Below are 25263 nucleotides of genomic sequence, written 5' to 3'. Positions count from 1 at the left end.
TCTGTAATGATGTTATAAACCAATGTTCAAACCGAGCATAAACACTCTTGGCTTCGGATAATCGTACAATCCAAATCCCTGGTCGAACGGTGAGCCGGAATTGGAAACTTCGGGGTCATAACCCTTGTATTTGGTTGTTACAAAGAAGTTTTGAACCGATCCGTAAACACGCAGGCGATCCAGTTTCAGCTTGGCCACTGTCGAAGCAGGGAATGCATAGGCAAGCAGCAAGTTCCGCCCACGAATGAATGATGCGTCCGTAACTTTGTGGCTGTCATTGTTCGTCGTATAATATGCATTGATCGGGCGAATCTGCGCGATGGGCGTGTTTTGGTTGGTTTCTGTCCACGCATTCAGCACAGTTTTATAACTGTTGGCAATGCCTTGTCTGTCTTCCGCAGAGTGAATGCTCCTATCGAGCACATCGTTGCCATACATGTATTGCAAATCCACCGTCAATGACCAGGCTTTGTATTGGAATGTGTTCAGGAATGTTCCAAAACCGTCCGGAATCCCTTTTCCAATGATGTCCCGGTCATTATCATTAATCGTTCCGTCGTTGTTCAGGTCTTTGTATTTTACGTCACCAGGCAGCATATTGTATTTTTTTGCCTGCTCAGCTTCCGCTGTTGACCAAGTTCCTTCGTGAACACGACCGAAAAATGAACCTACGGGCTCTCCTACTCTGACAATGGTGTTTCCGGAGAAAATGTCACTCCCGCCAGACAGCGCAAGCACCTTGTTTTTGTTTACAGAAATATTGAAAGTTGTGCTCCATGAAAAATCTCCGGCCTTAATGTTGGTCGAATTCACTGCAAATTCAACTCCTTTGTTTTCCATGCTGCCAATGTTTGTGAAAATGCTTCCGTAACCACTGCTAAGCGGCAAAGGCGCATCGAGCAACATCTCATTCACTTTTCTTCTGTACAAATCGAGTTCAAAGCTCAGCCTGTTTGAGAACAGACCTAACTCAATCCCAAAATCGACTTGCTGCGTTTTTTCCCATTGCAAATTGGCGTTTGACATACGTCCCACACCCGTTCCAATATTACGAACGCCACCAAAAATGACGTCATAGCTCAACATTCCCGCGAGTGCGCGGTAAGCAGGAATCTCCGAGTTTCCTGTCGCTCCATAACTTGCCCTGATTTTCAGGTTTGAAATTGCCGGCACATTTTTCAGAAACTCTTCCTCACTTACGCGCCATGCAACCGCCGCGGACGGGAAAAATGCATAACGGTTGGCATCCCCAAACTTGGACGATCCGTCGATCCGGCCCGTAAATGTCACCAGATATTTGTCCAGCAAGCTGTAATTAAGCCTTGCGAAGTAAGAATTTAGTCCATAAGCGGATGCGCTGGATGATGGTGCAAGTGCAGTTGCGCCCGCCCCAAGGTTGTTGAACTGAAAGTAAGTGTCCGTGAAATTCTGGCTTCTGGCCGCATCATCAAAACGATCCACATGCTGCCACGACAAACCGAGCATTGCATTGATAGAATGTATTTTGCCAAACTCCTTTATGTAAGTCAGATAATTTTCAAACTGCCAAGAGTTGAATCTTCTGCTGGTGACCGAGGCGTCACCGTTGTTTGAAATGTATTGCAATCCAGCCGCTGCAAAGTAATCTTCCCGCTGATTGATCACGTTCGTTCCCACTGTTGAGCGAAAATCCAGGCCATCAGCAAGTCTGATGGTGGCGTACATATTTCCGAGCATGGTCTGCGTTCTGAGATAATAAAGGCGTTCCGCCACAACCCTAAGCGGGCTGTCGCCACCTTCCATTCCCGGATAATCACGGTTGCTGGCCCATTTGCCGTCGGGATATTTGACGGGAATGATTGGTAAAGCTTCCAAAACCTGGCGCATAGCTGTAATCCCGCCGCCACCAAGCTGGTCAATTTGCTTTTCGTTCTGATCGGTGTAACCCAATGTTCCTCCAACTTTCAGCCAGCTTTTGACCTGGCTATCAAACACAAAACGACCGGCAAATCTTTTTTGCCACGATTCGCGCGCAATCCCGTTTTCATTACGATAATTTAAAAATGCACCGTAACTGCCCTTTTCACTGCCACCAGTTAATCCAAGCTGGTGATTTTGCGTGAATGCTTTTTGGAATGTTTCATCCTGCCAGTCGGTGTCATATAAGGGATTGCCATTGGAATCAAAAAGCAATGGATTGGTCCGTTTCAACTTAGGATCTGTGTATTTTGTGCCGGTTGCCCAGCCCACCGGATCGTATTTTGCTGCATTGGCATAAATCGTTTCTTCAACGGCTAAAAACTCCTTGGAATTCAAAACAGGAAGCTTTTTCGGAACCACGCCGACGCTGAAATCAGTGTCATAAGTAACTTTCCCACCGCCGGATGTGCCACGCTTTGTCGTTACCAAAATAACACCATTCGCGCCACGCGCTCCGTAGATCGCAGTTGAAGATGCGTCTTTGAGCACTTCAATCGATGCAATGTCATTTGGGTTTAAATAATCAATCGGCGTGCTTCCGTTTCCGAGCTCCACTGCATTCAGGATCACGCCGTCGATTACATAAAGCGGATTATTTGAAACTGAAATGGAGCTCGCTCCGCGAATACGAATGTTAGCACGACCACCCGGACGACCGGAGTTGGAAGACACATTCACACCTGCAATGCGACCCGAAAGTCCTTGATTCAATGACGAAGCAGGACGCTCCTGCAAAACGTCGCCTTTTATGGTTCCAACCGCGCCGGTAAGGTCGGTCTTACGCACCGAACCATAACCCACAACCACAATCTCATCCAATGCATTTTCGTCCGGGGCCATAGCGATGGAAACTTCGGACTGATTGCCAACCGTGACTTCCTGAGATTTGTAACCCACAAAACTGAGCACAAGCACATTTTGGCCGGCTTCGGGAATATCCAATGTAAATTCTCCGCCCGATCCTGTCGAAGTTCCGCGCTGCGTGCCTTTTAAAACAACACTAACACCAGGTAGTCCGGCTCCCGACTCATCGGCAACTTTCCCCTTGATCGTCCTGTCGACCGCAACTTGCTGGACATTTGTAGGCAATACAATGGTCTCACTAATTGTAGTTTGGTCAAGCAATTGAGCTGTGTCCTTCTTGTCGTCTTTAACGGGAGCAGCTTCTTTTGATTTATTTTCCGTGATTACAAAAGTGTTTTTCCTGGTTTTTTTATAAGTCAATCCATTTTGCTGAAGCAACAATCCCAGATTTTTTTCAAGCGGCTGATTCAGATCCAGCGTGCTGGAAGCAACATTCACCGATCTGACCAGACGATCTTCGAAAATGATCTCTACACCGTAATATTTCTGCATTTCAAGCAGCACATTTTTCAACTTCACTTCCTGGCCGACAGCATTGTGCTGCTTAGCTGGCATTGAAGCGAATGCAATAACCTGGGAGTGCGCAACCAGCGAGGATTGCGTCATCAGCACAATCCCGATCGCTGCCCATTGCTTAGCTGATAGCTGTAAATTCATAGTCAATTGATTTAGGTATTAGTGATTCATTAATAGGATTGTATTGCCATTTTGCTCGACTTTCATGTCGAGAACTTCTGAGATCGTCTTTAAAAGTTCGTCCGCATTTTTCGTTTTGAAATTCCCCGTAATCGTCCGCTGTGCCATTTCGGGATCCGAAAGCACCACGCGCTGTCCAAAATTTTCACTGATCATCGCGGCAATCTCCCCTATGGATGTCGCGTTGAAGACGTAACGCTTCTCCTTCCACGTTGCGAATGTGCTGGTGTCCTGCTTCTTAGCCAGTTTCACTCCGCCTGTAAAATCCAACACGGCCAAATCGCCGGGCTCCATCATCATTTCCTTACGCTCATTGTTTTGGGAATAATCAATGCGGACGCTGCCGCTTTTCAACGCAACCTTGGTTCCTCTCGGACGGGCGAAAACGGAGAATGTTGTTCCCAGCACTTCAACCTGAAATTGTTCTGATGTTTTTACCACAAATCGCTTATGGTCAATGGTGTGGCTTACTGAAAACTCGGCTTCACCTTCCAAAACCACATTTCTCACATGATCGTCAAAGCCGAATCTAGGGATTCTTAATTTTGAATTCGAATTCAGCGCAACTTTGCTGCCGTCTTCCAAGTATACGTCGGTTGTTTGCCCGTAAGCGGTTTGATAGGTTTTGTATTGCAGCGGTTCGCGAAACCACCAGCCGCAACTCACCAGAAACATTACCGAGGCCGCAATAAGCCAGAAGCTGTTGGATCGGGTTGAGAAGAAGTCGGACTTCTTATTTTCATTCTGAGACTTCGAATTATCTGCAACTGGCTCAATGTCAGTCTCGATGCGGTGCAGCAACATTTGAATGGCGGCGTCCTGGTCCGGGATAAATTGCGGACATTTTGTTTCGTATTCGAGGATCCATTGGTTAAATAGTTCTGTATTTTCTTTATCAAGAATCCAGTCTTCCACCTGCTGTCGTTCCAGCGGATTGGCCCGTCCGGCCAAATACTCAAATAGCGTGTATTTTGATATAATTGTTTTCATATGATGGGAGTTCGAAGGAAGGCCACGGACTGCTCGCAGCTGAATGTCAGATTAAATAAAACTCACGATCGTAAGCGCAACAGAGATCATCCATTCGCCATGAAGCGCCGATCGAAGGTGCTTTAATGCTTTGGAAATGTGCACTTCAACCGTTTTTGGGGAAATATGAAGCTCGTCAGCGATTTCGTGGTATTTTTTGTTTTCAAAACGGCTGAGCAGAAACACTTTCTGGCATTGCATCGGCAGGCGCGCAATGACTTCATTCACTTTCAGGAAAAGATTGTTATAATGGATCTCAGCATCGGGCTGCTGATGGTAAGTGGAAATGGTGTTCTCTTCATTCGCTTCCAGAGACGCCATTTTCCCGAATTCGCGCCGCATATACGTGTAACATTCGTTACGGACAGAGCGGAAGAGATAACTGGTGTAGGATGAAGTGATGTTTTCGTAAGCGCGTGTCCGGTAAAACTGGAAAAACACTTCGCTCACAAGATCTTCGGCAATCTGCTTGGAATAAACAAAACGAACCGCGTGACTGCAAAGCGGATTATAATAACGCCTGAACAATAATTCGAGACCTTTCCCCGGGTTTTGCTCGAATGTTGCCTTTAAAAAAGTAGCAGAATCGATTTCACTGGCAACACTTTTCCCTTCGTGTAAAGGAGACACAAATGTGCTTGTGCGCTTTGATTCGTGGTTAAGTAACGGATCCTGCATTGAGTCTTTATTTATGTAATAATTAAAAGACTTTTTTGTACTCGAATCCCCTTAGTCTTATTAAAAATAAATTAAAACTTTTTTAAATGCTATGAATACGGCGTTTCAGGCCACAAAAAAAACCGCCACGGTTGGTGGCGGTTTTCGCATTATATGATTTGTTTTTTACAAATTCTTGGCTTTCATTTCCTTAACTGCATGATCAACAGCTCTTGCTGACAATGCCATATAAGTGAGGGAAGGATTCTGTGTTGACGTTGAAGTCATGCACGCGCCATCAGTCACAAACACATTTTTACACGCATGCAGCTGATTGAATTTATTCAGCATGGACGTTTTCGGGTCCTTACCCATTCTTACGCCGCCCATTTCGTGAATGTCGTTGCCCGGATTTCTGTGTCCGTCATTGGATTTCACATTTTTAAAACCCGCATTGACGAACATTTCACTTACTTGCTCAATGTAATCCTTGATCATTTTCTCATCATTGTCGTCGTAACCAACGGAAATTTTGAGCTGCGGCATGCCAAACGGGTCCTTCATCGTTTTGTCCAGTGCCGCGTAATTGCTTTCTTTTGGAATGGTCTCGCCCATCATGTGTGATCCTACGCTCCAATTGCCATATTTTGTTTCCAGAAGGCCTGCTTTCAAATCCTCGCCAAATCCGTTTCGGTCATTGTAAGTCTGGCGGTTTGCTCCAAAACCGGCTGCATAACCTCTCAGAAAATCCGTTTCCTGTTTGTAAACATTGCGGAATCTTGGAATATATCCGCTGTTGGGGCGCCTTCCGTCCGTTGTAGAATCGAGGAAGCCTTCGTAATCGCCGGAAACGCTCGCGCGGTAATTGTGGAAAGCCACATATTTACCCAAAACACCACTGTCATTGCCCAGACCATTCGGAAAACGGCTTGATATAGAGTTTAGCAGGATCAGGTTGCTGTTTAATGCAGCGGCGTTCAGGAAGATGATATCGGCATAAAAATCCATCACCTCTTTGGTGTTGGCGTCAATCACCCTTACGCCGCTCGCCTTTTGCTTTTTGTCATCATAAATAATCGAATGCACAACGGAATGCGGGCGCAATGTCATGTTGCCGGTTTTCATCGCCCAGGGAATTGTTGACGAATTGCTGCTGAAATAGCCGCCAAACGGACAGCCGCGTTCACAAATCGTGCGATGCTGACATTTTGCACGACCCTGATCCAAATGAATTTGTTGCGGATCAGTGATATGCGCAGCACGTCCAATGATCATGTGGCGATCTTTGTATTGTTTGGAAACAGATTCCTTGAAATATTTCTCCACACAATTAAGCTCATGCGGTGCAAGGAATTCGCCGTCCGGCAATGTGTCTATGCCGTCTTTGTTTCCGGTTATGCCCGCAAATTTCTCCACGTGGCTATACCAGGGCGCGATGTCGTCATAACCGATCGGCCATTCTACCGCGAACTTGTCACGCGCCGGACCTTCGAAATCATATTTGCTCCAACGCTGCGTCTGGCGCGCCCAAAGCAAGGATTTTCCTCCAACCTGATAACCGCGGATCCAGTCAAACGGCTTTTCCTGAACATAGGGATGCTCATTGTCCTTTGCGAAGAAATGTGCCGAAGACTCTTTGAAATTATAACAACGGCTTGCAATCGGATTGGCGTCCGTGATTTCCTTCGGAAGGCGTTCGCGGTGCTCAAACTCCCATGGCATCATGTTGGTCGTCGGATAATCCTTAATGTGCTGCACGTCACGACCGCGCTCCAGCACGAGTGTCTTCAAACCTTTTTCGGTCAGCTCCTTTGCCGACCAGCCGCCGCTGATTCCTGAGCCAATAACGATGGCATCATATGTGCGGGCTTTTTTACTGTCAATATTAAAATTCGCCATAGTTTTTTAAGAGGAAGAAGGATTTGCTTCTAGCCTTTTTTTACAGGAACGCAACCGTGGTAACGCGCCGGGATCATTTCGTAATGTGTCAAATTCGTCATCACATATTCGGACGACATATAACCTTGAATGGTCAGGTTTTTCACCATACCCAAAAACGCCTTTTGACCGGCATCGCTGCCTTTGTCAATTTCCTGCAAAATCTGCAAGCGCTGCTCTTTGCCTGCATCCGCAAATGATTTTCCGAAACGCTGAATGCTTTGTTCATCCAGATTGGAAACACCGCTTTTCAGACCTGCTTGCGCTTTGCTGTCGTAGCAATCGGTCACCATTTTTTGGACAAAAGCGCCCACGCCCAATTCACCTGCGCCCGGCGTGTCTGTTTTTGGAATGATCGTTTCCACCATTGCGGAGAGGATTTTCGCCTGGTCAGCTGCGAGCAGCGTCCCTTTTCCCAACGAGCTTTTGCTCCATCCGGATGCCCATGCAGGCAGTCCCGCCATTGCGCCCATGGCAACTGCCATGCTTTTAAGCGCTACGCGTCTTTCCATTTTTATGATATGATTTTGAATGTGCTATAATTAAGGTTATTCGGGCAAAAGATGCTTATTCTTCCAAAAAATCTAAATCTCGTCCATGCGTTTCCGGAATGGTCAGAATACAGAAAAGACCGATCGCGAAGCAAATTACTCCAACCAATGCGCCTGAATTAATAACAGAGAATGAGTCTTTAAAAGTAGCGAATAATGTTGTCATTAGCACCACCGTTCCACGCACCATATTGGGAACTGTTGTTGCTGCTGTCGCTCTCAAATTTGTTCCAAATTGCTCAGCACCAATGGTTACAAACATGGCCCAATAGCCGATTCCAAATCCGAGCAAAGCTGCAACCGCGTAAAAATGAGTTACTGATTTAATTCCGGCAAACAGATAAACAAGGCTCCATATTAACGTAAAAATCATGAGATAAAATACAGCCTTCTTCCTCGATTTCAGGAAATGACTGAGAAACCCGCTGCATAAGTCACCGATGGACAATCCGACGTAACACCACATAATGGATAAGCCGGGCTTGATTGGCTCCGAAATCCCCAGCGCCTTCCCAAACTCATTGCTGAATGTGGCCAAAATTCCAATCACAAACCATGTCGGAAGCCCGATGCCAATGCATTTGAGATAGCGAAACAACCGATCTTTATTGGTAAAAAGCGCAAAGAAATTACCTTTCTCAACGTGCTTTTGATTTTCTATGTCTTTAAAAATCCCTGATTCAAAAACGCCAATCCTAAGCAGAAGCAGCGACACGCCTAAGCCTCCGCCAATAAAGTAAGCATAACGCCAATCAAAAAACTCAACCGTAAAATATGCAACCACGGCGCCCAGGAGCCCAATTCCGGCAACCAATGATGTGCCGATTGCGCGCAAATGTTTTGGCAAAATCTCTGAAACAAGGGTGATTCCGGCACCGAGTTCGCCAGCAAGCCCAACGCCGGCAATGAATCTTAAAATCTTGTAAGTCGCAGCATCCTGCACGAAACCGCAGGCAATGTTTGCAAGTGAATACGTGATTATAGAGCCAAAAAGAACGGATAAGCGCCCTTTTTTGTCTCCTAACACGCCCCACAGAATGCCCCCAATGAGCAATCCGGTCATTTGCCAGTTGAGGATGCTGGCTCCTGTGAGGGAAATCTCTGATTCGGATAAACCTAATGATGCCAGACTCGGCAGACGAACGATTCCGAAAAGCAGCAAATCGTAAATATCGACAAAGTATCCAAGGGCAGCGACGATAACAGGGGCACTAAAAAGGTGGGAAACGTCTGATCGCTGAGCAGTAATGGTTGCCATTCTGATTTTTATCGGGTTAAAGGAGTTTTATTTTTCAACATTAAATAAATAGCCGGATTTTCACCCGGCTATTGACCTTTTAACATCTAAAATTAGGCAGCAAATGTAATTGACAAAATAATGTATTACAATTCTAATTTCTGTTTGTCTTTTAGAAGCTGCACTTTCAATTTGGCATAATCTACATCTTGCACAGCCACCTTTGTATCAATGGCCTGCACGGCTGCCGATGCCGCACTTTGTCCCAAAATCATGAAAACGGGCTCCATCCGGATTGATCCATAAGCAATGTGCGAGCTGGACAGGCAAACCGGCACGAACAGATTCTGACATTCTTCTTTTTTAGGAACAATGGATGCATAGGAAATGCTGTAAGGTGATTTCGGATGTACGCCAATGTCACCTTCATTCTGCACGAAACCATCTGCTTTTACGTAACGCTGCGCATTATGCGCATCCAATGCATAAGAACCCATTCCAATTGGCTGCTCCACTTTTTCAAGTCCCATTGTATGGTTTTCATTCATCACCGTCGGCCCGATCATTCTGCGTGCTTCGCGCACATAAATCTGGTGCGGCCAGCCGCCGTTGTCTTTGAACTCATCTTTTGGTAAGCCCCATTGGCTCATCTCTTTGCGCACATCTGCCGGAACACTTGGGTCGTTGGTCAGGAAATACATTAAGCCTTTTTGATACAGCTCATGCTCCTTGATGATCTCTTTTCTGCGTTCGTAAGTTGCCTCAGGATAATCATAATTTTGGCCAATAAAGTCTGTGCTGAATGGTCCGTGGTTGTTTGTATCCGTCTTTTTATTGGGAATCGGATCGTATTTATCAAATGTTTCTGTCCAGCCAGCTTTGTAAACCCTGGCCAGCAATTCGTAATTGGCGGGATCATAACCAGCGGGTTTTTCAAAAGGAATGCGGTTGTCCGGATTAGCCGAAAGGCACATGCGAAAGCAGTAAGCCTGGATTTTATTATCACCCGAGCCGTTTTCAGCAATTTTTTCATCAGAAATATAAGGAAGCAAACCACTTTTCGGATCGCCTTCCACTTTATAGGGACTGACGTTTTTCTTGAAATAATGTCCGTGCTGGAAAACGCCTGCCTGCACACCATTCCATTTCTCATTGTAAACGCTGTTGGCTTCGCGTCCAACGTGATATTTCACGCCCGAAGAAGCCATCAGATCACCTTCATAAGTGGCATCGATAAACATTTTTCCTGCGAATGTTTTGCCTGAAAGTGTTTTAAATGAGACGATCTTGCCATCTTTTTTCTCAACACCGTTCTTGCGGTCGAGCCACTCATCGCGGTAAATCTTCACGTTGTTTTCTTTGACAAAATCCTCAAAAACCTGCTCAGCAGCATGCGGCTCAAAAATCCACATTGTGCGATCTGCTCCATCCATGGCCGGAGTTCCCTGACCTTTGTTGCCATATTCTTCTTTCTTTTGCCATTTCCAGGTTTCGGGCTTTTCATAATGCTGGTAAAGTCTGTGATAAAATTCCCTCGCAAGCCCTCCGATCACGGATTTGTTGCCCGTGTCCGTAAAGCCAAGCCCGCCGGAAGAAAGTCCGCCCAAATGTTTGTCGGGCGAAACGACGATGACAGTTTTACCAGACTTAATCACCTGCACAGCCGCAGTAACAGCCGCAGAAGTGCCGCCATACACAATGACATCGGCGCTATAATCAGCCGAAGCTTCCTTTTGTTTTTGAGAGCAGGACGGGCTGCTCGCAGCTAGCATAAATGCAAAAAAATAAACCAAATACTTTTTCATTGTAATCTATTATTGGTTGGGAAAAGGAAATCAATAACCTGGATTCTGGTCTTTCGCAGGGTCCAATGCTTTGTTATAAAGCAATTCTGAGTTGGGGATCGGCCACATCATGTGCTTCTCGGCAACGTCGATATTTTTCACTGCCTTAATGCGCTGCTTGGCAATGCCGAGGCGTTTCAAGTCGAGCCAGCGTTTTCCTTCATACATGGTCTCGTAGCCACGTTCGCGCACGACGAGGTCAATAAATGAAGTCAATGTTTGTCCCGGAAGCTTGAAATCCACTGCCGAGGCTGTCTCTGCATTCAAACCATAAGCCCTGCGGCGCACTTTGTTCAAACTTTCCAATGCTTCGACTGTCGGCGAGCCGTTTGCTCTGGCCGCTGCTTCGGCGTGGAAAAGGAGTAAATCTGCATAGCGATACCAAGGATAATCATTGCCGCCGCCATTGGTGGCAGCCGGATCACGAAATTTTCTGTATAAGCAGGTGTTTGGCCCCAGTCCTACGTCTACATTATAAAGAATGTGCGTTTTGCGCAGGTCTTTGATGTCCCATGTTTTGATAAAAGAATTGGAAGTGGAATCGGTGTATTGCGCGTAAACGCCGCCCGGACCATAATAACGATATTGCCCGATAGCGCGGTGGGCATAAGCAACCAGACCGAAACCTTGCTGACGGTTGTATTTGAAGTAAAATATTTCCTCAGGTGTTGACACAACCTCAGGTCCGTATATCTTTTGAAAATCCTCTGAAACCGTAACTGGAACCAACGAATATTTGGCTGATGCAATGACTTCTTTGGCTTTCTCACTTGACTCTTTCCATTGCTCCCTGTTCAGATAAATTTCTGAAAGCAGCGTTTTTGCAGCCCATTTGGAAGGCCTGCCCACTTCCGCAGGCGTATCGGGAAGGAACTGTTCGGCATTCAATGCGTCGCTCAAAATCAGGTTATAAACTTCCTCGACACTGGCTCGTTTGACGTCCGGAACGGTCATATTCTCCTCCGTCCGCAATGGAACGCCGCCCCAGTTACGCACCATGGCAAAATAGATCAGCGCGCGGAGATATTTGGCTTCCGCAACAAATTTTGCTGCATCTTCCTCACCGATTTCGCTGCCTTTCGGCACATTCTGGATCACAATGTTCGCGTTACGGATCGATTGGTAAAAGTTGTCCCAGATCGTCCCGACGCGGTTGATGTTGGTGTTGTCCAGTCCCTGATACAAACTCACGGGCGTTTGGCTTCCGCGCGAATTGCCATAGTCAGCCAAGCCTTCCAATTGAGATGGATAATTGATTCCCAATGCATTATCCACGCGCATTGGCCCATAAATGGCGTTCACCGCGGCGCGGGCTTCGTCGGGTGTGTTATAAAAATTCTCTGCTGCGAGCGATTTTGGTTCTTCTTTCAAAACATCATCACAGGCGGAAAGCGTCAGCGCGATGATCAGGTAAAATGCTATATTTTTCATTATAAGTGAATGTTAAAAGATTGGTGATCAGAATCCTACACGCAGGCCGATTGTCGTGGATTTTGCAGTGGGATAACTATAATGGTCAATGCCCATGCGGATGGAATTGGAGCCTCCATAAGAACTGATTTCAGGATCAAACCACGAATATTTGGTGAAAGTGATCAGGTTTTGTCCGCTCACATAAATCTGCGCATTCGTAAGCCATTTAATGTTTTTAACCGGCAGATTATAGCTCAGCTGAATATTCTTGAAGCGCAAATAAGATCCGTCTTCGACGAAACGATTGGAAACCTGGGCTTGCGAAACTTTGCCCGTAATCAGCGGATACTTTGCATTCACATTGGTTGGCGTCCAGTGATTTTCAAAAACTTCTAGCGGCATATTCAATGCTTGCCCATAATCCATAGTCTGATTTACGGAGCTCAAATTGAAAATATCGTTTCCTTGCGAGCCCTGGATAAACACATTTAGCTCGAAGTTTTTATAATTCATAGTCGAATTGAACCCATAAATCAGCTTGGGATTTGGATTGCCTATGATGCGCTTGTCGCCAATGTCGCGAGTTCCATTTCCGTTGTAATCTTCATAAACGATCTTTCCGGTTTCATCATAACCTTTTTCCACATAGCCATAAAACGCGCCAATCGACTCGCCCTCGCGCAGCACATTGATATTGTCATTGATTACCGAAATGTTGATTGCTTCGCCCAGCACATCTTTGCCGCCATATAGTTTCAAAACCTTATTCTTGTTGACGGAGGCATTGGCCGAAACATTCCATTTGAAGTTGCCCGTGAAAATGTTCGCATTGGCGGAAATCTCGAATCCTTTATTCTGGACTTTACCAACATTATCAATGGTGTAAGCATAGCCTAATGAAGATGGCAATGGCACATTATTAAGCAGGTCCCGGGTGTTTTTAATATAATAATCAAATGTCAGCGAAAAGCGATTTTGGAAAAAGCCGATGTCCAGTCCAATGTCCGACTGTGAAGTTGTTTCCCATTTCAGCGGTCCGGCCAAACGTAATCCCGGCGCGTAAAATGTTGTCAATGCATCTCCGAAAACGACCTTGCCCGATGCAAGCTGGTTTAATGTGAAGTAGGGGTTAATCGCTGTGCTGCCCGTTTCACCATAGCCAACGCGGATTTTCAGATCTGAAATGAAGGGAATGTTCTGGATAAATTTTTCCTCAGACAAACGATATGCGATGGAGCCGGAAGGGAAATAGCCCCATTTTTCTCCCTCGGTGTAACGGGAGGAACCATCAGCCCGAAAGCTTACTGTGGCCAGGAATTTCTCGTTGAATGAGTAATTGAATCTTGCCAGATAGGACAATAACGACCATTTGGAATAATTAGAAACCGGAACGCCCTGCGTTGCTGCGGCACCGATATCGAAGGATTCCTGGACGTCACTCACAAATCCGCTTCCGGTAGTATTTAACTGCGTTGTGGTGAAATCCTGATATGTAAAACCGGCTACTGCTGAAATGCTGTGCTTGCCGAATTCTTTCACATAATTCACCGTATTTTCATTCAGTAAGCTTGTGGTTTGCGTGGTGGCAATGCTGGCGGAGCCAAGGGAATTGACAAATCTTTTGGTCGTGTAACCATCTATCCGGTCGTCTGTATTTTCTATCCCGCCAGAAATTTTAACCGAAAAACCTTCAAACGGCTGGTAAGTTAGCGCGCCATTTGCAAGCACTTTATTGGAACGAATATGGTCTGACTGCTGCTCAATGAAGTTCAACGGGTTGGTAATCACATTGGAACCCCAGGAATAAACAGTTGCCAGATTAGAATAAGCGCCTTCTGGAGTGAGCGGGCTTACCGTTGGATAACCAGAAAGCATGGCAGAAATCAGCGAAGATCCGCGGTTTCCGCCTTCTGAATTCTTGCGATCCGAATCGATGCGGCTCAGGATCGTGTTAATATCAAACTTGAATTTCTTATTAAAATCAGTGCTCAAATTGGCGCGGACCGAGTTGCGGACATAATTGCTTCCGATAATGATCCCGCCTTGATTAAAATTGCTTCCGGACACTGAAAACCGCGTTTTTTCATTCCCTCCATTTACCGAAACAGAGTGATTCTGGATCGCGGCCGTGTGCAATGCAATGTCCTGCCAATCTGTGCCTTCACCAAAACCGTTGATTTCATCTTGCGTGAAATGCGGCGCAAGTCCGTCATTAGCAGCTTGTTCGTTGTAAAATTGCGCATATTGCTTCGCATTCATCATTTCGATCTTCTTCCGCGGTTTTTGAAATCCAACATATGTGTCAAGATCTACGCTAATCCTACCTGATTTTCCCTTTTTGGTCGTGATCAGCACAACGCCATTTGCTCCGCGAGATCCGTAAATGGCTGTTGCAGAAGCATCTTTGAGAATTTCTATGGATTCTACATCCGCATTGTTCAGCAATGTTGGACTGCCGGAATAAGGAAAGCCATCCACAACATAAAGTGGCTCGTTGCCGCCCTGGATTGAATTTGTTCCGCGGATACGCACGCTGATCGGACTTCCCGGTGCGCCGGTGTTTTGAGAAATTTGCACGCCCGTTGCCCTTCCTGCCAATGATTGCATGAGGTTCGTGGCGGGGTAAGCATTCAATTCGGCCGATTTAATGGAAGCGACAGATCCCGTGAGATCCGATTTTTTCACAACGCCATAACCAACCACGACCAACTCACCCAACGATTTCACATCTGCTGCAAGCGTCACATTGATAATGCTCTCATTTCCAACGGAAAGCTCCTGCGTTGTATAACCAACAAAGCTGAGCACAAGCACTGCATTGTCGGGCACGTCTAGTTGAAACTGGCCTTCTCCATTGGTCGTTGTGCCTGTTTGCGTTCCTTTTACAACCACACTGACACCCGGCAATGGCGCATTCATTTCGTCCACAACTTTGCCCGTCAGGTTGCGCTTAGGCGAAATGCTTTTGGCAGGAAGTTCTGTTGGCGGCAAAGCATCCTGTCTTTTGAGAATGATGATTTTGCCCGAAACTTCATATTGTAAGCCCAATGGCGTCAATATCTGGTCCAGAACCTCGTATAAAGGCTTTTCGGTTGCATTAACCGTCACCTTTCTGGTTGATTTAATTAGTTTAGAGCTAAAAACAAACCGGACGTCAACTTGCTTTTCGACCTGGTTCAGGACTTTTTTCACCTCACTGCCTGTGGCAACGACCGTAATTTTTTGGGACAAAAGCGACTGCGCATTGCTGTCGTGGGCATAGCCGGTTCCGATGAACCATACGGCAAATATCAATTGTGTAGCTGTTATCCGCATCGTCCAAAGTAATACCTGGCGGTATATAAAGGGTTTTTTCATAGATTTGATTGTTTTGTTAAGATTGAAAACTGGCAAAACGATCCCTGCCTCCGCAAGGAGGTTTATGGCGACAACCAAAGGGATTTTTTCTTGGGCCGGTGATGCGGGAACATCGCCGGCTCTTTTTTTAGGTCACTCTTTCTGTTTCGTGTTCAGATTATGGATAGCGGGTTTTGAGTAAATAATGAATTGTTGAATGTTGTTTTTTCAATTTTTGCAGCCTTTGCTGTGGATGACAATTTGCCCGTCAAGAATTTCATAATCCGATTCCACTGCCTTGCAAATGATGAAAAGCTTTTCATGAAGGGTTTGGTTTTCAAGTGTTGCCGTAAGTGGGCAGTCCTTTAAAAGTTCTTCATCGTAGAGGATTTCGATGCCATATGCTTTTCCAACTGTGTCAAAAACCTCACTAGCGGGCGTATCCTCAAACTCGAATTGCGGAATTTCTGCTTTCGCAACGACCATTTCCGGCTTTTCCACGAGCGTTTTCACCATCCGGACTTCCTCTCTGGAATAAATGATCTTTTGATTTGGACGCAGCACAACACCTTGCAATTCGGGACTGGAAGTTTTTTGGTTCAAAGCAGGGTCCGATTCCGGGAAAACGGAAACCCTTCCTGTCTTGACTTCAACGGTGACCTCATTCGAATTTCCGTAAGCTTTGATCGTGAAACTAGTTCCCAGAACTTTGGTTATCAACCCATTGGAATAAACAAAAAAGGGACGTTCGGGATCTTTGGCAATGTCGAAAAAGGCCTCTCCTTCCAGGTAAACTTCGCGCTTGGCTGCGACAAACTTATTGGCATAACGAATGCGGCCATTGGCGGCCAGCGTTATTTTGCTGCCATCTTCTAAAACAACCGTCATTGGTTTTTGAGAAGCATTCAACTTTTCGATCAGCCCGGCTTGCCTGGCAATGATTGGTGCATTCACCGCAATTTCGGGAGCAGCCTTTTTATTGGATAACGAGTAAATGATCCAAGCCGAAATGAGCAGAAAAGCAATGGATGCGGCTGCACGAAGCCAGGGAAAATGGTGAACCTTCCGCTGTGTGGCTGGTTCTTCGAAGGATGGATATTTTTCAGCCGTTTCGATTCTGCCCATTGTTTCTTTGACAATCCGGGTGATTTCGGGATCGCTGATTTGCGGCTCGTTCAAACGCAGTGCGCGCACAATGCCTTCCGCCTGCTCGGTTTTTAGGCGTGATTCAGGATTTTTTTCAAGCCATTCCTGCCAAATTTTATCCGTTTCGCTGGTCGGGGAGAGCACCCATTGGCGGAAAAAGGAATCCCAGACGAAATCTTCAACGGTAAAATTTTGGTAGCGGTCCATATGTGTCGTTTGCTTCTAACATACGATAGACACAATGCAGGGCGCGATACCAATAAATTTTAAAGAATTTCTCAGAAAAAGAACAAAACACCATTCTGGCTGGCATTATGGCCTTTTTTTATATGAATAAATGAATCACAAAGAATGTCAGGAATTCTGCTTTCCAATGTTTTTTGAGCTGTTTGATGGCAATTTGCAGCAGGTTTGAGACGGTTTGCGGAGAAACGGCCATGATCTCAGAGATCTGTTCACGGGTTAATTCCTGAAAAAATTTCAGGTAAATCACCTCTTTCTGTCTTTTGGGCAATTCGAGCAGCAGCTTTTCGAGCTGTCGTGTGCGGACAAGCGTGGATTCGGTGTCAATGTATTGTTCTTCGACTGAGAATTCAAGGTCAAAAACCTCCGCCGCATTCTCCGGCTGACCTTCCCCAACCCATGATTTGGAAGACGCGCTGCGGTGCATGAGTCTACGCAATGACGCCAACAGATAAGGCTTAACGACTGCCTCTGCATTGAGCCGGTTACGTTTTTCCCACAAATGCATAAACAGATCCTGAATAGAATCTTTCACGAATTCCTGATCCTTTGAAAACTTGCAGCCATAGTGAAAGAGCGTCCGAAAGTGAATAGACATCAACTTTTCAAATGCCGCCACATCCCCAGACAGAAATTGCTGCCAGATAATTTTGTCGTCAGAATTTTCCTGGGATTGGGAATGTAGTTTCATAGAGCATTGCAAACTTTACAGCCAGTCCAGCATGCAAACCGGCTTAATCACAACGATTAATCAAACTTAATCCAAATTTCATCCTATAACAAAATATTTGTTTTGCAACTCGCCTACTCAATCATCACTTTCACCGTTTTCCGTTGCCCACGATCATTTTCGAACGAGATAATGTAAATCCCTGAGGCAAGGCGCACATTGGGTCGGATCTCTACTTTGTCCGGTGCAATGGTTTTTGTCGTAACAGGAATATCACTTCCCCGCAAACGTATGAGCCTCAGCGAATTTGGGTCCACATTGATTGCTCGTAAAGTGATCAAATCGCGGAATGCCGGGTTTGGTGCAACCATCACATCATTTATTTTCAACTCAGAAGTGCCTTCGCGAATAAGCATTTCATGAATTCGGATCTTGCCTAACCCATTGCGAAACCGAAGCTCAAAATTGGAGAGTTTTGTTTTGGAAAAAATCGAGTTTCCGGGATAAGCTTTGCTGTTCAGATTAACCGGATCATCATCAACCCACAAATCGTAAGTTCCAGGTAATACATTGTAAGTGACCGCGTTACTCGGCGATAATTTGTAGCCAAAAAGCTTGGAAGAATTGTTTAAAACCCAAGTAAGTGTGACCGTTTTCTTTCTCGCAATCGGCTTGCTGCTAAGCTGGGTAGCGAGGTCTTTCACCGTAAATGCGTCGTCTAGAAAATTAATGGAAAACTTGCCAAACATCAGTGCATTGCCCGGAAATGAATGATTGCCTGCATTGAAATTATCGCCGACATAAAAGTAAATGGCATTCAATGCATTGGACTGAACAGCTTCTGCACTCATCCTAATCTGAATAAATAATGTTTCCGGATTGGGTTGGAACGGCGTTGCTCGCAAAACGCGGATAATCCCGCCCGTGGCAGAATCCTGCTGCGTCCGCACGAGTTCCATATAACCATTGTGAAACTTGGAATACGAAAGCACAGGGGCGGTCTGCACAATGTGGCTAAACTGCCCGGAATCAGGTTCAGGATCAACAAACGGACCGGTGGATGCGAAATCCTGATGAAGAAAAGTCGTCTGCGCAACTGCATTCCGTGCGAGCAAAAGCAACAAAACAACCAACAAATTCTTGGCAAACTGAAAACAAAATGACGTCATAAAGCATGGGTTTTATGCATTATGACGTCAGGCAATTGTAATGGTCACAAAGTTTTTTTTACAAATGTTCTATCGGCTTCGGCCAGACTCCCTAATCCGCTCCAATTCTGCGGCCATCGCCTTTACTTTTGTTGGATATTTGTCAGCCAAATTGGTTTTTTCCCCAAGATCTTTGCTTAGATCGTAAAGTTGGGGCATTGGATTGTTGCCGGTTTCGGTGTTGGTAAGTTCCTGAATGGCTTTGCCTTCACGCGGCTCAATGTATTTCCAATTTTCAATTGTAATGGAGAGCGCGCCGCCTTGTTTTATCAATTTGGTTCTGCCGGTTTTCGTTTTTCCCAACATGGCATCGATCACATTAAAACTGTCGGGCGCCTCATTAGCTTCGATTTTTTGTCCAAAATAATTGGCGAAGGAAGCGGTCATATCGATTTGACAAATCAATGCATCCGAAACCATTCCTGGTTTGATAACCTGCGGCCAGCGTGCCAGCCAGGGAACACGGCTTCCGCCCTCGAAAGCGCTGTATTTCCCACCGCGTAATGCGCCGGCGGGCTTGTGACCTGCGGCCAATGCTACGGCTTTGTCTGCATAGCCGTCGTCCAGAACGGGCCCGTTATCGCTGGAAAATATGATCAATGTGTTTTGAGCAATGCCGAGTTCGTCGAGCTTTTTAAGAATTTCGCCGATTGTCCAGTCCATTTGAAGGATCACATCTCCGCGCAAGCCCATTTGACTTTTGCCTTTAAACTGGCTGCTGGGCATTCTGGGCACGTGAATGTCATTAAGTGAAAAATAAAGGAAAAACGGGTTCTTCCTATTCTGTTCCATAAACTGCTCTGCCTTACTCAGAAAAACATGCGCGATTTCTTCGTCAGTCCAGCGCGTCTGTTTCCCACCCGTCATCCAGCCTATGCGCCCAATCCCGTTGACAATTGTGTTGTTATGCCCATGATTCGGCGATGCAGGCAATTTTAGCAGATCCGGGTTTTCCAATCCAGTGGGTTCGTTTCCTATTTTTTTGGCATAATCGACGGTTATCGGATCGTCTTTATCCAATCCCTGGACTTCATGATTTTCAATAAAAACGGTGGGAACACGATCGGAAGTTGCTGGAAAAAAGTAGGCGTAATCGAAGCCTGTTTCGTTCGGACCTTTGGTTATCGGTTCGTTCCAATTGATCTGCTTGTTATTTTCTCCAAGGCCAAGATGCCATTTACCAATGGATGCGGTTTTGTATCCCGCATTTTGAAAAACTTTTGGTAAAGTCAACTGATCCGTCGGAATGATGAGGGACGCATCCCCTGGCAAAACGCCGGTTCCCTTTTGCCGCCAGGGATATTTGCCCGTCAACAACCCAAACCGCGAAGGCGTGCATGTGGCGGAAGTCGTATGTGCATTCGTAAAGCGAATCCCTTCCTTTCCTATCCTGTCAATATTCGGTGTTGCAATTTTTGTGGCCCCATAACTGCTCAAATCGCCGTAACCCACATCATCGGCGTAAATAAAAATGACATTCGGTTTTTGCTGCGTTTTTTGGGCTTGTAGCGTCGGAGTTAATGTTGAAAAAAGGCATAAGAGCGAGAAGCAAATTCTTTTCATAATTTGGCACAGAATGGATACGCCGTGAAGATATTAATTGTGAATTGATTCTTCTTGCCTAATATTGCGGACACACATACTATAATCCATATAATGAATGAACCTTTCTACGACTTCACAGTCCTCGATGAAGCGCATCGTTTTGATTTCCTGAGCATTGGCCGGACGGCGATCCACAAGGCGATTTTTTACTTTAAAACGGAGATTCCCGATTTTTATAATCTTGTTTTAGCGGAAACTGACCCGGATGGTGAATTAAATATATATTCCGTCAGCAATAACGGAGATATGAAGTTCATTTTATCGACAGTGTATAAGACAATGATGCGCTTTCTAGATTTGCACCCTAATGCAGTCATATGTTTCTCAGGCAGCACGCTGGCTAGAACACGCTTATACCGAACAGCTATTTCGCTGAACTTGAAAGATTTACAAGAAAATTTTGATATTTACGGAGTGTTACAAGAAGAGAAATATCCGGAAGTCTTTTGCAAGAACAAAAATTACAAGGGCTTTTTTATTTGCAGAAAAAATCTGAAATTCACATGGCACTAACATACATAAACAATGGAAATTGAGACTAAAATTAATCCGCCGAAGCCTGGAAAACCGGAGGAAAGGCGATTTAAGACTGTGGAAGAGTTAGGGAAATTCAAGAATGATCAAATGATGGAAATTCTAAAAAACGTTGACCTTTCATTCTTTCAGCGTCTAAGAAATCGATAAAAAAAAAGCTGCCAATTTCTAGATTTGGCAGCTTTTTTATTGGCAATTCCTTACTTCGCCGAAGTCAACTTCTTAATCAAATCGACTTCATCCTTTTTGTAAGGCGTTCCGTCTTGGCGGAAAATATCGTGGAACCATAGATCAGGTTCGCTGGTGTAAGTCTTTTTCCAGCTGTCCCAAGGATAAATTGTTTGCGATTTGCCGCTAACCAATCCCCAATTGATGGCGCCGACATTGTATCTCTTGGCAATGGGTAATGAGCCTTTGAAAAAACTGCCATTGCCTCGCGACATGTATTCCGTGCAAATCATCGGGCGGCCGTATTGCTGCAGCTGCTTAATGCGCTTTTCGAAATCGGCTGCGTCTTCGTAATTATGGAATGTGATGATGTCCGACTGGTCGATCATGACTTTTTCTATGGGAGTCAATGTCTCGTGAGATTCCCAGTTGCCATTCCAGACACCGGCCGTTAAGGGCTGTGAGGGATTCACTGAGCGTGCCCAAACGAATGCTTTTGCAAGCAATGGAATCACATAATCCACTTTATTAAGTAATTCAACATTGCCATAAGAACTTGTGTTGGGATTATCTGGCTCATTCCAAATGTCCCAGGCCAGCACGCGATTGTCGTTCGCAAAGGCCGCAACGGTTCCTTTCACATATCTTTCCAAACGCGGATATTGTGTGCTGTCTTTCAATGCTTCCAATCCCGGACTTTGCACCCAGCCTGAATTATGCACGCCTGGTTTCGGCGCGCGTTGTGTTCCCAGCTTCGGAAACGGGTCCCAGCACGAGTCGAACAAAACAAATAATGGCTTGATCTTGTGTTTTTCTGCAATGGTCAAAAACGCGTCCAGACGCTTTACAAAACCGGCTGAATCTTCCTGAAACAAAAGGTCGTGCAGATAAACGCGCATGGTGTTCATGCCAATTTTTGAGGCCCAACCGAGCTCTCTGTTGATTGTTGTTGTGTCAAAATCGGCCGCCTGAAACATTTCAAGCTGGTTAATGGCCGTGCTTGGCAGAAAATCCGCTCCAACCAGCCATCCTTGCTTGGCATACCATTCTTTGGCCTGCTCTTTTGTCCAGATCTCGCGCGGATTAGCCTGTTTTTTATCCTCCGTGTTTTTTGCAAAACCCTGGAAGGAAAGGCAGATGAGAATTGCCCAGACTGTTGTTTTTAGAAATTTCATTCCAATGTTTTTTAGATTGTAATAATAGCCAGCTTATTCAAGCCAGACAATTTGCGTAAATGCACCATTTGCCGCGACGTCCCAAACTTCAACGCGCACCCATTTTCTGTTTTTCAGATTTTTAGTAAATGTAAACGACTTTTCCCCAAATGCTTCCGTATCATTTAAATTGATCACATCGTGAAAAACATCTTTTCCATCACCTGAAATCACCTCTGCGCGGTTAAGCGGGAATGTCCATTTAATATCAAGCTTAATCTCCACGTTGCCTTTCGAATCAGCTTTCGTGGTTTCACCTGACGTTATATTGTTAACCTTAAACGACGGCAGCAAAACCTCGCCCGTCGATACAAAAAACTTGCCATTCTCCATTGCATCAAGCACCGGCTGCCAGCCTTCGTCGAACTTTGGCAAGTGATCAAGCTGCATGTAATTGACATTTAAATGCCCATAAAGCTCATAACTCGGCTCGATTCTGAACAGATCTGCTTCTGCGATCACGTATTTCTTTTGTCCCCAATTGGCCATCTCGTCCATCAGATCAAGCACGCGCTTTCCCAATTTGGCCTGGGACAAATCGGCCGGCATTGCCTTCCAGGCTGCTCCTAAGAAGCGGTCGGACTTGTAAAACGGTTCATCTTTATATTTATCCGGAAAACCTGTCGAACCCTTTGTTCTTGCGTGTGCGGTCCAGGCGAGGCCTCTTTCCAGTTCCAGGAGTTTCAACATCTCTTCCTTGTTGCCAATGCGATAAAGTTTTCCATAGGCAGGATTTTCTTCAACAAATGGCTGATCTTTTTCGCGCGACATTAACCAATAAACGGGTTTTGGGAAAAGATTCATCCAATGTCCGCCAAAAAAATTGTTTGGTTCCTCTCCTGGCAAAAGCAGAAAATTTCCGTCCGAAAGGCGTTTACATTCATCAAACATCATTTTTAACTCAGGCCAGCGCTTTGCTTCGGGTCCGCGCGGACTGCCAGGTCCGTGAAATTCTCCCAAATGCACAATGTTAACGCCCGTGTTGCGAAATGCTTTCACGAATCCTGGCATCTCCGGGATCGGGCGGCGCGTGAGCACTTCATCAATGTGCTCCTGGTGAAAATGGCTGGACATGGTGTAATAGCCCGGCAATGGCTCATAAGTGTCGTTGTGCGTGAATGCTTTCACTTTTTCAAGCACTTTCCCGTCTTTCTCAGCGCTTAATAAACAGAAGAAATTATATCGCTGTTGCGTATTGGGCGGTGCATTGAACCACGGAACCCAGCGTCGGTCGCCCAGCAGGTCATGCCGTATCCCGATCCCAAAACCGGGAATTTGATTGCGATAATTGCTGCCAAACCAGATGTGTTCGAGGTTATAAGCATTGTCGAGCGGATAAAAGAATTGGTGCGGAGCGGGAAAAACAGCGAGACTGCCTTCCTTGCTCTGGCCAATAATAGTGCGATATTTTACAGCTTTAATATTAGCCGTATCCGACTGCGCAACATCCATATTTCGAATAAAATTATCCGTATCAGCCCAAAATAACTTTTCCCAAGACAACTGCTGACTCACCAATCCTGCATCATAAACCACCGCCAAAGAATCCACATTGGTGCTCATTACAGCGGCCACATTCATTAGCGGACTTCCATTATAGAGTGTGAAATTAATTGATCCGGTAAAAGGTCCGGCGGTTGCCCCGGAGACGACAATCTCTGTTTGAGAGCCGGATGTGGTTACTTTTACACCGGTTTTATCCAACTTCACCGCATAGGTTTTGTAAGCCAGATAAGCGGTTTTGTCAAAGAAAATATTCCAGCCATTTTGAGAAACAAGATCACGTTTTCCCACGGTGAGAATGATGGCTGGATCCAGATTTTTTGCGATGGTTTTATAAGCATTGCTTTTACCAATCAACAGACCGTTGATCACTGGCTGGCCTTTACTCAAATCAATGATTATTTTGCCAAATTCTGCGTTTCCTGCGGGCCATTCTAGATGCAATAAAGTGGGTTCCTTCGTAACCTTAACTCCCTTTTTTTTATCAAAACCACTCAAATCGACGTCGATTTGCGCATTGGCAAACAGACTGGAAATGACAAAAAATAGCAAAAGAATATAACGCATATGTGGCGGAATTAGGAAAACAGTTTTTTGTAAAAAGCCAGACCTTCTGTGGCAAGCTCGTCAGCACTGTTGGCAAGCGGTCGCCATATGCAGGCCGCACGGGCTAGTTCTTTGGAAGGTTGCCCGAAAGTTTCGATGACAACCGCGCCTTCATAACCGATTTCCACCAATGCGTCCCGGATGCCTTCCCATTCCAAATGTCCCGTTCCAGGCGTTCCACGATCGCTTTCATTGCCTTGGACGTGACATAGCAAGTCTTTTCCAATCTTTCTGACGGAAGCAGGAATGTCTTTTTCTTCAATGTTGGAATGGAATGTGTCCAAGACAATTTTCAGGTTCGGACTCGCCACTTCGTTCACAATCGAAAGCGCCTGATCAACAGTGTTAACCATGTCGGTTTCGAAGCGGTTAAGCGGTTCCAGTCCAACTACAACGCCATGATCAGCAGCGATTTGTCCAATCTCGATCAATGTTTCAATGCACCAGCCGCGCTCCTGTTTTTTCTGCTCGTCCGAGACAATCCTTGTTTTGCCCACGGCCGAATAAACAGGTCCGCCGAAGATTGGACTGCCAACATCTTGTGCAATTTTAATGCAATCAATAATGTATTGCTTGCCAAGTTGTCTGTGCAATGGCTCGGTGCTGGAAATGTCGCGCTCGGGTCCGAAAGCGCCGCTGACCGTGATCTTCAAATCGAGATCACGGGCAACGGCTTTTATCAAATTCCAATCAATGATGCTTGTGTCTTCTACGGCTATTTCAATAATGTCATAGCCCATGTTTTTGACTTTGGTAAGCAGGTCAATATGCTGCGTTGAGAAGGGGGAAACCCATATAAAAGTGCTCGCTCCGAATAGCATTTGGAAAAGTTTATAGACTTA

At 45.6% G+C, this 25263-nt stretch carries 17 protein-coding genes; 1 reads left to right on the top strand and 16 read right to left on the bottom strand.

Features of this window, described 5'->3' with window-relative positions:
* Positions 1 to 12 precede the first annotated feature (12 nt).
* From LZG73_RS09335 to LZG73_RS09275, 13 genes are all read right to left on the bottom strand, one after another.
* Complete coding sequence (locus tag LZG73_RS09335; RefSeq protein WP_233847997.1) at positions 13 to 3480, bottom strand: TonB-dependent receptor; 3468 nt, start codon at positions 3478 to 3480, stop codon at positions 13 to 15.
* A gap of 18 nt (positions 3481 to 3498) precedes the next feature.
* Positions 3499 to 4509 carry a FecR family protein gene (locus tag LZG73_RS09330; RefSeq protein ID WP_233847996.1) on the bottom strand — a complete coding sequence of 337 codons (1011 nt, stop codon included), beginning with the start codon at positions 4507 to 4509 and terminating at the stop codon, positions 3499 to 3501.
* A 51-nt stretch (positions 4510 to 4560) separates the two neighbouring features.
* Positions 4561 to 5226, bottom strand: a complete 666-nt coding sequence (locus LZG73_RS09325; protein WP_233847993.1) for an RNA polymerase sigma-70 factor — start codon at positions 5224 to 5226, stop codon at positions 4561 to 4563.
* Between the two features lie 165 nt (positions 5227 to 5391).
* Positions 5392 to 7104: a GMC oxidoreductase gene (locus LZG73_RS09320; protein ID WP_233847992.1), complete on the bottom strand. Its 1713-nt coding sequence runs from the start codon at positions 7102 to 7104 to the stop codon at positions 5392 to 5394.
* A 29-nt stretch (positions 7105 to 7133) separates the two neighbouring features.
* Entirely contained in the window at positions 7134 to 7655 is a 522-nt protein-coding gene (locus LZG73_RS09315) for a gluconate 2-dehydrogenase subunit 3 family protein (protein WP_233847991.1), read from the bottom strand.
* A 55-nt stretch (positions 7656 to 7710) separates the two neighbouring features.
* Positions 7711 to 8952, bottom strand: a complete 1242-nt coding sequence (locus LZG73_RS09310; RefSeq protein ID WP_233847990.1) for an MFS transporter — start codon at positions 8950 to 8952, stop codon at positions 7711 to 7713.
* Positions 8953 to 9077: 125 nt separating this feature from the next.
* The gene (locus tag LZG73_RS09305) at positions 9078 to 10703 is read right to left on the bottom strand and encodes an FAD-dependent oxidoreductase (protein ID WP_409014326.1); all 1626 of its coding nucleotides are present in this window, start codon (positions 10701 to 10703) and stop codon (positions 9078 to 9080) included.
* Between the two features lie 63 nt (positions 10704 to 10766).
* A complete protein-coding gene (locus LZG73_RS09300; RefSeq protein ID WP_233847988.1) occupies positions 10767 to 12206 on the bottom strand; it encodes a RagB/SusD family nutrient uptake outer membrane protein in 1440 nt (479 codons plus the stop codon).
* A 27-nt stretch (positions 12207 to 12233) separates the two neighbouring features.
* Positions 12234 to 15545 carry a TonB-dependent receptor gene (locus LZG73_RS09295; protein WP_233847987.1) on the bottom strand — a complete coding sequence of 1104 codons (3312 nt, stop codon included), beginning with the start codon at positions 15543 to 15545 and terminating at the stop codon, positions 12234 to 12236.
* Positions 15546 to 15752: 207 nt separating this feature from the next.
* Entirely contained in the window at positions 15753 to 16877 is a 1125-nt protein-coding gene (locus LZG73_RS09290; RefSeq protein ID WP_233847985.1) for a FecR family protein, read from the bottom strand.
* Positions 16878 to 16995: 118 nt separating this feature from the next.
* A complete protein-coding gene (locus tag LZG73_RS09285; protein WP_233847982.1) occupies positions 16996 to 17604 on the bottom strand; it encodes an RNA polymerase sigma factor in 609 nt (202 codons plus the stop codon).
* 113 nt (positions 17605 to 17717) lie between these two features.
* Complete coding sequence (locus LZG73_RS09280) at positions 17718 to 18752, bottom strand: T9SS type A sorting domain-containing protein (RefSeq protein WP_233847980.1); 1035 nt, start codon at positions 18750 to 18752, stop codon at positions 17718 to 17720.
* A gap of 69 nt (positions 18753 to 18821) precedes the next feature.
* Entirely contained in the window at positions 18822 to 20354 is a 1533-nt protein-coding gene (locus LZG73_RS09275; protein WP_233847979.1) for an arylsulfatase, read from the bottom strand.
* 93 nt (positions 20355 to 20447) lie between these two features.
* Between LZG73_RS09275 and LZG73_RS09270 the strand changes: the two genes are divergently transcribed.
* Positions 20448 to 20909, top strand: coding sequence for a DUF6934 family protein (locus LZG73_RS09270; protein ID WP_233847978.1), 462 nt, complete (start codon positions 20448 to 20450; stop codon positions 20907 to 20909).
* A 221-nt stretch (positions 20910 to 21130) separates the two neighbouring features.
* Here the strand turns inward: LZG73_RS09270 and LZG73_RS09265 are convergent, their stop codons facing one another.
* From LZG73_RS09265 to LZG73_RS09255, 3 genes are read right to left on the bottom strand one after another with little or no spacing between them, the layout of a single operon-like run.
* On the bottom strand, positions 21131 to 22273 hold the full coding sequence (locus LZG73_RS09265) for a cellulase family glycosylhydrolase (protein WP_233847977.1): 1143 nt from the start codon (positions 22271 to 22273) through the stop codon (positions 21131 to 21133).
* Positions 22274 to 22306: 33 nt separating this feature from the next.
* Complete coding sequence (locus tag LZG73_RS09260; protein ID WP_233847976.1) at positions 22307 to 24382, bottom strand: hypothetical protein; 2076 nt, start codon at positions 24380 to 24382, stop codon at positions 22307 to 22309.
* Positions 24383 to 24393: 11 nt separating this feature from the next.
* Positions 24394 to 25242, bottom strand: a complete 849-nt coding sequence (locus LZG73_RS09255; RefSeq protein WP_233847974.1) for a sugar phosphate isomerase/epimerase — start codon at positions 25240 to 25242, stop codon at positions 24394 to 24396.
* Positions 25243 to 25263: the final 21 nt, after the last annotated feature.

Source organism: Dyadobacter sp. CY326, assembly GCF_021390515.1.
GTDB lineage: Bacteria > Bacteroidota > Bacteroidia > Cytophagales > Spirosomataceae > Dyadobacter.
The sequence above is the reverse complement of the archived record's forward strand: the minus strand, read 5'-3'. Positions and strand labels throughout refer to the sequence as shown.

Coding starts and splice junctions, on each gene's coding strand:
- LZG73_RS09335 (WP_233847997.1), bottom strand. CDS start 3,480: ATGAATTTACAGCTATCAGCTAAGCAATGGGCAGCGATCGGGATTGTG.
- LZG73_RS09330 (WP_233847996.1), bottom strand. CDS start 4,509: ATGAAAACAATTATATCAAAATACACGCTATTTGAGTATTTGGCCGGA.
- LZG73_RS09325 (WP_233847993.1), bottom strand. CDS start 5,226: ATGCAGGATCCGTTACTTAACCACGAATCAAAGCGCACAAGCACATTT.
- LZG73_RS09320 (WP_233847992.1), bottom strand. CDS start 7,104: ATGGCGAATTTTAATATTGACAGTAAAAAAGCCCGCACATATGATGCC.
- LZG73_RS09315 (WP_233847991.1), bottom strand. CDS start 7,655: ATGGAAAGACGCGTAGCGCTTAAAAGCATGGCAGTTGCCATGGGCGCA.
- LZG73_RS09310 (WP_233847990.1), bottom strand. CDS start 8,952: ATGGCAACCATTACTGCTCAGCGATCAGACGTTTCCCACCTTTTTAGT.
- LZG73_RS09305 (WP_409014326.1), bottom strand. CDS start 10,703: ATGCTAGCTGCGAGCAGCCCGTCCTGCTCTCAAAAACAAAAGGAAGCT.
- LZG73_RS09300 (WP_233847988.1), bottom strand. CDS start 12,206: ATGAAAAATATAGCATTTTACCTGATCATCGCGCTGACGCTTTCCGCC.
- LZG73_RS09295 (WP_233847987.1), bottom strand. CDS start 15,545: ATGAAAAAACCCTTTATATACCGCCAGGTATTACTTTGGACGATGCGG.
- LZG73_RS09290 (WP_233847985.1), bottom strand. CDS start 16,877: ATGGACCGCTACCAAAATTTTACCGTTGAAGATTTCGTCTGGGATTCC.
- LZG73_RS09285 (WP_233847982.1), bottom strand. CDS start 17,604: ATGAAACTACATTCCCAATCCCAGGAAAATTCTGACGACAAAATTATC.
- LZG73_RS09280 (WP_233847980.1), bottom strand. CDS start 18,752: ATGACGTCATTTTGTTTTCAGTTTGCCAAGAATTTGTTGGTTGTTTTG.
- LZG73_RS09275 (WP_233847979.1), bottom strand. CDS start 20,354: ATGAAAAGAATTTGCTTCTCGCTCTTATGCCTTTTTTCAACATTAACT.
- LZG73_RS09270 (WP_233847978.1), top strand. CDS start 20,448: ATGAATGAACCTTTCTACGACTTCACAGTCCTCGATGAAGCGCATCGT.
- LZG73_RS09265 (WP_233847977.1), bottom strand. CDS start 22,273: ATGAAATTTCTAAAAACAACAGTCTGGGCAATTCTCATCTGCCTTTCC.
- LZG73_RS09260 (WP_233847976.1), bottom strand. CDS start 24,382: ATGCGTTATATTCTTTTGCTATTTTTTGTCATTTCCAGTCTGTTTGCC.
- LZG73_RS09255 (WP_233847974.1), bottom strand. CDS start 25,242: ATGCTATTCGGAGCGAGCACTTTTATATGGGTTTCCCCCTTCTCAACG.